The organism is Thermodesulfobacterium thermophilum DSM 1276 (assembly GCF_000421605.1).
Classification (GTDB): Bacteria; Desulfobacterota; Thermodesulfobacteria; order Thermodesulfobacteriales; family Thermodesulfobacteriaceae; genus Thermodesulfobacterium; species Thermodesulfobacterium thermophilum.
In genome coordinates, this window is record NZ_ATXI01000046.1 from 1 (window position 1) to 1010 (window position 1010).

At 30.9% G+C, this 1010-nt stretch carries 2 protein-coding genes; both read right to left on the reverse strand.

Annotated elements, in window-relative coordinates; all coding sequences use genetic code 11:
• Positions 1-493: 493 nt before the first annotated feature.
• Positions 494-673 carry a hypothetical protein gene (locus tag H529_RS0109480; protein ID WP_028843187.1) on the reverse strand — a complete coding sequence of 60 codons (180 nt, stop codon included), beginning with the start codon at positions 671-673 and terminating at the stop codon, positions 494-496.
• A complete protein-coding gene (locus H529_RS11650; RefSeq protein WP_144241976.1) occupies positions 643-831 on the reverse strand; it encodes a hypothetical protein in 189 nt (62 codons plus the stop codon). The genes H529_RS0109480 and H529_RS11650 overlap by 31 nt, the downstream gene beginning before the upstream one ends.
• Positions 832-1010 lie beyond the last annotated feature (179 nt).

A 1010-nucleotide genomic window follows, 5' to 3' on the forward strand; every position in this document is an offset into this window, starting at 1 on the left:
GCCATAAAAAAAGCATCGGTTTGATAGGAAAACCCAAGAAGAATTGCTATGGCTAAATTTTTTAAATAACCAAAACCTCGTGCAAGTAGATTGATAAAAGAACTTCTTAAAACCGCATCAAAAACCATCTCTGGCTTCGAAAAATCAAAAAGAGTTTTCCAGAAAAGAAGTTTCATGTTTTATTTTCAAACCTACCTGTAGATTTAATTAAGCACCGTTAATAACTATACCAACACTAATCCTCAGTTTCAAGAGATTATCTTTAAATTGTGAACTCAAAGAGTTAAAGATTTAATAAATCACAAGATTAAGATACAATTAAATATCCGACTACACTATTTTCTTTTTACCAAATAACTTGATAAAACAACCTTCGTTCAAAAACGAGGACAACCGAGGTAACCAGTATTATTTAATTTCCAGGGCATCAAAGAAATTAAATATTTCTATAAAGAGTAAACAACCCTCTTAACCATGTTTTGAGAACTCTATTTTAAATTTTTCCACTTAATTGTTTCCCCTTTTCTACATTCATCTTTAGCCTTTTCAATCTCTTCTTTTCCTCAGCGGTAAGTAAGGAAACATCAACTTCAACCGTTGTCTTCCAGAATATGTCTATTAACACATCTTCAGGTAATGTCTTCAAAAGATTAATGATTGTATATTCCGGCATAGAAAATGTCTAATGTAATCCTCAAAGCTCAGGTCTCCTAATTCCAAAAGGTCTCTTCGGTATTCTTTAAGCTTTTCTAACCTTCTTAGAATACTTTCCTTTCTATAGACCATCCCTGCTTGCCCTTCTATGCTTTTCAAGGTATATGACGTAATCATAGTAGTCCTTCCAGCTAAAATCTTTAGTGGTGTAAATGGCTAAAACAAGATCGGAATCTTTAATACTTTTGCCTTTGGTTAAAGAACGGGAGTAGAATATAAATTGTGTCTTTTAATAAAATATTTTAGAGGCATAATAAAAATTTTTAATATTTTTTAAATTAATGATAACATAAAAC

What these genes read in the sequence shown, in the direction of transcription:
- H529_RS0109480 (WP_028843187.1), bottom strand. Translation starts at nt 673, where the DNA reads ATGCCGGAATATACAATCATTAATCTTTTGAAGACATTACCTGAAGAT.
- H529_RS11650 (WP_144241976.1), bottom strand. Translation starts at nt 831, where the DNA reads ATGATTACGTCATATACCTTGAAAAGCATAGAAGGGCAAGCAGGGATG.